Raw genomic sequence first — 4957 nt, forward strand, 5'->3', positions numbered from 1 at the left:
AATCGATCTAATTTAAAGCAAAGCTTTTGGATAAATAGATTAGAATCGTTGCCTAGCCAGCCATAGGAATCTTCTGAGAAAAATGTCATGAACGTGCGAACTCCAGGATCTAAGGCCACCATCCTGCCTTGGTTATCGGCTATTGATGGTTGCACTTCTTCTGAGACAACTAGATAATACTCACCATAGGTAAGTGTCAATCTACCATCGCTGAAGTTGTCGGGTAATCTCTCTTTCAGCTTTGATTGACCCAAGATTGAGTGATAAATTCCACAATCTTTGATAGCAGTTTTAGGGATATAAACTGTTTGCTGCCTATCTTTACGAGAGCGAAATTTACACTGACGGAGCTGCCCGTCTTTTCCAAAACTTTTCTTTGCGGCTTTAACTGCCAAGCAAGCATCTTTAATAGCCATCGATTTAATTTGGAACGGTACAGTCTTACACCAGCTATTAAGTAGGTCGGCGCAAAAAAACCAAACTATGTTAAGATAAGTAAACAAAAAAAATATATTTATTGAGGTAACTAAATATATGGGCGCTAGATTAAGGGTATTCCTGACTCAACAGCAAGACAAAATTCTCTTACAACTGAGAACTGCGGATGTTCCACAAAAAGTTAAAGATAGAGCAGAAGTAATTAGATTAAATGCACATGGCTGGTACGTTGAAAAAATAGCTGCTCATTTTAATTGGACTTCACAAACAGTAAGAGAGGTTTTACATAAATGGTCGAATCTAGGCATGGAAGGGCTTTGGGAGTTGCTTGGTCGAGGGGCTCAGAAAACGTGGAAAGACGAAGATATAGAGTTTTTAAAAGAATGTCTCAAAAACGAATCACGTACATATAACAGTCTTCAATTAGTCCAGAAATTAGAAAAAGAACGTTCTGTTAAACTAAGTGCCGATCGATTAAGAAGGATACTAAAAAAAAGGGTTATTTGGAAACGAGCCAGAAAAAGTCACAAAGGAAAACAAGACCCCCTAGTACAAGAAACGAAGCAATCTAACTTAGATATGTTGCAATTAGAGGCAGCGGCGGGAGGGATTGACTTAAAGTATTTAGATGAATCAGGTTTTTGTGCGTGGAGTGAACCAGGCTATACTTATTACCAAATAGGTGAGCAAAAACGATTAGAACAAACGAAACGGCGTGGTCGTAGACTAAGTATTATCGGACTTCTTCAACAGGGAATAAATTTTATTTATGGTTTAGTAATTGGGGGTGTTGATCGAAAAGCTTATATCAAAATGATGGAGCGAGAAGCTCTCTTAAGCTGCTGAAATTGGAATGCCGAGAGTAATTGTACAAGACAACGGCCCAATACACCGATGCAAAAAAGTCCAAGAGTTATGGCCGCATTGGGAAAATCAAGGTTTATATATCTTCTTTTTACCCAAGTATTGTTCTGAAATGAACCCCATTGAATTGGAGTGGCAACACATTAAAAAAGATGAGTTGGCAGGACAAATTTTTGATGATGAGTTAGAACTTGCCTACGCCGTAATTCATGGAGTAGAAGCTAGAGGACAAAGGGGAAATTACACCACGCAACGTCTTAAGTTTAACTCCAATTAGGTAGCTTAATGTTTTGTTACATAGATTAGTTTTTTCCCGCCTACCTACTTAAGTATTCCGGTTTTTATAGCCATCCAGTTTGCTTTTGTTCCTGGTTCTTTCAGGAATTCAATTGTCTTATTGTAGACAAATCGACTGACTCCAAACCAATGTTTTACCTTGGCTTTTTGTTCAGGGTTTAGGGATAGACGAATCTTCCTTGATTTTCTTGCTATAACTTCTGAGTCCGTGCATTCGGCAACTGAAGACATGAAGGATGGCAAGAAGATCTGCTGTGAGTTCGGTTTCAGGACAGTCAACACATCTATCGAGAACCAAGATTTCTCCACCGTTTTGCTTTGCCATAAAGTCGAATAATTCAAATCCGAATCTACAGAGCCTGTCTCGACAGGCAACAATAACCGTGAGCTGATCTCCCCGCATAAATCGCACCAATAGGGCTTGTAAACCTTTCCTTTTGAAGTTGAGTCCACTGCCAATGTCTTGGATGATTTCGGCGGTTGGATAGAGTTCTCGCATGAACGCAATTTGTCTGATAAGGTCGTCTCGTTGCTTGGGTGAACTGACTCGGCAGTAGCAAACGATGGCAGCAGCATTTGAGTTCCGTTGGTAGGATTCAACGTCGTAGAGTCTTTGCCCTGCGGCGTTTTTAATGCTTTTGATCTGACCTTCATCTGCGTACCTTCTCAAAGTATTCGGATGCAAACCCAGAAACTCGACTGCTTTTCTGAGTGGTATGTATGCCATGTCCTTATTCTTGCATACAAAATCTTCAGTGAGCAATAGTTAGCAAAAAATACTCTGTTGACTAACCTTAACCAAGCCGAGGTAGAATGACTGGGCGGCGATCTGGCAAATAGGTTCCATTACAGTCGATGGTTTTATGCGGCCAGACGGCTCGTATCGAATGAGCCAATCCCAAGTCGCCGAAGCAGCGGGCTTATCCCGACGCAACGTGTCCGACTTTTTACGCTCAAACGCCGGCGAAAGCTTGCTGAGTGAAGGCTACACGAGTACGGTATCGATACGACGGAAAATTCCGGGGGTCCAGGATGAACCGAGTTAATTGCGATCGCCAAAATTGGAATTTTTCGATTCGGAAATTTCTTGGTAGTCAGCAATCCAAGCAACCCGTTAGAGTTTAAAATTTGAAGGGGCTCTTCAAAACAACCGAAAAGCCCGCAGCGATTAAACTAGACCAGACCAGACCAGACAAAAAAAAATGCCCGCTGTCTTTAGAAGATGAAGAAAAAGAGACAACAGACACAAATAAGTAAAACTATCATAGTCTAAATTTGCCACTACCGCAAACTTTACACCTTTGTAAATTAATGGTAGTTAAAGCAACGTCGTCTCTTCTAAATTTAGCGGGTTTTTGCAAAAAAACCAGTTAGCACCGCTATGAGTAGCGAGAGAGGCATCTATGAACGTTGTAAATCAATTTCAATCTACCGCGTACCTTTCCCCCAAACACCAGAGCCACATCGAAAGCCGGGGACTGTTAAACGATTGGAGCTCCGCCAACTGCCGCACCGTATCTGCTGACGAGGCATCAGTATATTTGGGTTATACGGCGAAATCCGGTGGCATCCTGTTTGTGGGAAAAACAACGCAATTCCAATTCAGACCGGACAAACCTTGGAAATCAGAAGGCGGTAAAAGAGCACCCAAATACCGCACGCCGGTGGGAGAGTACGACGCATTCTTGCCCCAGCACCCCACCGACCAAAACTACTGGGATGCAGAAAAACTCAAGCAGCACTGCTACCGCATTGACGATCATCCCTATCTCCTGATTACAGAGGGAGCTTTTAAGGCAATCGCGGGATGCAGCCACGATTTACCGACAATAGCCTTGATGGGTATCAGCATGGGGCTGACTGCCAAAGCTAGCGACGTGCAGGGTCAACGCTATCTCGTTCCGACATTAGAATTCTACGCTCGTGCTGGTTTTGGGTTCATCATTGCCTTCGACGCCGATGCAACGACAAATCCCAGCGTTGTTTGGGAACACCGAAAACTCGGCCACCAGTTGCTCAAATTTGGTGTTCCGGTCCGCACTGTTACGGGACAATGGGAACCGGGCACTGAAGGAGGAACCAAAGGGATGGACGATTTCATTCAGAAGAAAGGAATAGAGGAATTCAGGCGGATGCTGGTCAAATCGGTTAGCTTTCAGGATTGGGAGAGCAACATCGGCAGCAGCGAAGATAACAAAACAGCATCAAAACCACCCGTACCGCGACAACTTGCCCGTCAGTTAGTTAAAGATTATGGGGAGATTTGGAAATTCGACAACGAAACCAAAACTTGGCGGATTTGGACTGGCAAGCATTGGGAACGTATGGACGACGGGAACTTTCGGACGCTGGTCAAAACCACCATCGACGCCAGAAATATCGGGTACAAAGGTTGCAGTTACATCTCCGATATACTGAGCCTCCTGACTGATGACCTGCGGGTGAAGCGTTGGGATATCTGGGATAGGAAGCGCTACATCGCTTTTGATGATTCGGTGTGGGAAAGCAACACCGGCCAAATTCTCAAGCACTCTCCGGGTATGGGTTTTACTTCATACTTACCTTATCAATACAAGCCTTTGACGGGAACTAACTCGGATGAGATCGACACCCTGCGCCACAATTGCCCGAACATTTACCGCTGGATGAATACGGCGATGCAGGGCGATCACCGGAAAATCCTGAAGCTGCTGGCAATTGTCAACGGATTGCTCAAATTCCGGTTTTTTGACTTGCAGATGTTCGTTCACTTGATCGGAAAGCCGGGGAGCGGCAAAGGTACGTTTATCCGACTCCTCCAAAAAATCGTAGGCCGGGAGAATTGGAAGGGATGCAAGCTCAGAAATATGGATGACGGCTCCACAGTGGCTAGCATCATCGACAAGCAATTGGTAACCTGTCCAGACGAACGCACTGCTTCGGGTGTGGATGCAATATTATCCATGACTGGTGGCGATGCCGTCAGCTACCGGGAATTGTACAAGCCGGCTTCTGATGCTTTCTTCTACGGATTGTTAATTGTGGGGAGCAACAACCCGATTTTCGTAGGCGATACTACGGGTTTAGACCGCCGCTTGTGCCTCGTTCATTTCGACAATCCATTACCCACGGTGCTGCGAAATTCAAAAATAGAAGCCGCGATGGATGCAGAAATCTCTCAGCTTATTGCCGTAGCCCTCAACCTTTCTGACAGCACAGTTAGCGAATGCATTCAAGGACTGGGCAAGAATCAGATTGCAGAGTTCAAACTCCAGGAGTGGGACATGAAGCTGCATACCAACAGCGTCGCGGCTCACTTCGACGATTGTTTGATTGTAGACCCGACGGCTTCCACGCCGACGGGCAAACTCTACGAGCA

Annotated in this window: 3 protein-coding genes and 2 pseudogenes; 2 read left to right on the forward strand and 3 right to left on the reverse strand. The window is 44.7% G+C overall.

Features of this window, described 5'->3' with window-relative positions:
* Positions 1–416, reverse strand: a pseudogene (locus tag ACUVJL_RS36255) (RNA-guided endonuclease TnpB family protein); the annotation flags it as partial.
* A 118-nt stretch (positions 417–534) separates the two neighbouring features.
* On the opposite strand from ACUVJL_RS36255, the pseudogene ACUVJL_RS36260 reads away from it, so the two are divergent.
* Positions 535–1579, forward strand: a pseudogene (locus ACUVJL_RS36260) (IS630 family transposase).
* Between the two features lie 44 nt (positions 1580–1623).
* Here ACUVJL_RS36260 and ACUVJL_RS36265 read toward each other — a convergent pair.
* A complete protein-coding gene (locus tag ACUVJL_RS36265) occupies positions 1624–1830 on the reverse strand; it encodes a helix-turn-helix domain-containing protein (protein ID WP_445250241.1) in 207 nt (68 codons plus the stop codon).
* Positions 1751–2326, reverse strand: coding sequence for an IS607 family transposase (locus tag ACUVJL_RS36270; protein ID WP_445250242.1), 576 nt, complete (start codon positions 2324–2326; stop codon positions 1751–1753). Before ACUVJL_RS36270 ends, ACUVJL_RS36265 begins: the two co-directional genes overlap by 80 nt.
* Before the next feature lie 676 nt (positions 2327–3002).
* Here ACUVJL_RS36270 and ACUVJL_RS36275 point away from each other — a divergent pair.
* Positions 3003–4957: DUF3854 domain-containing protein (locus ACUVJL_RS36275; RefSeq protein WP_445250243.1), on the forward strand; the 1955-nt coding region annotated here is incomplete at its 3' end.

The organism is Microcoleus sp. OTE_8_concoct_300 (assembly GCF_031383065.1).
Classification (GTDB): Bacteria; Cyanobacteriota; Cyanobacteriia; order Cyanobacteriales; family Microcoleaceae; genus Microcoleus.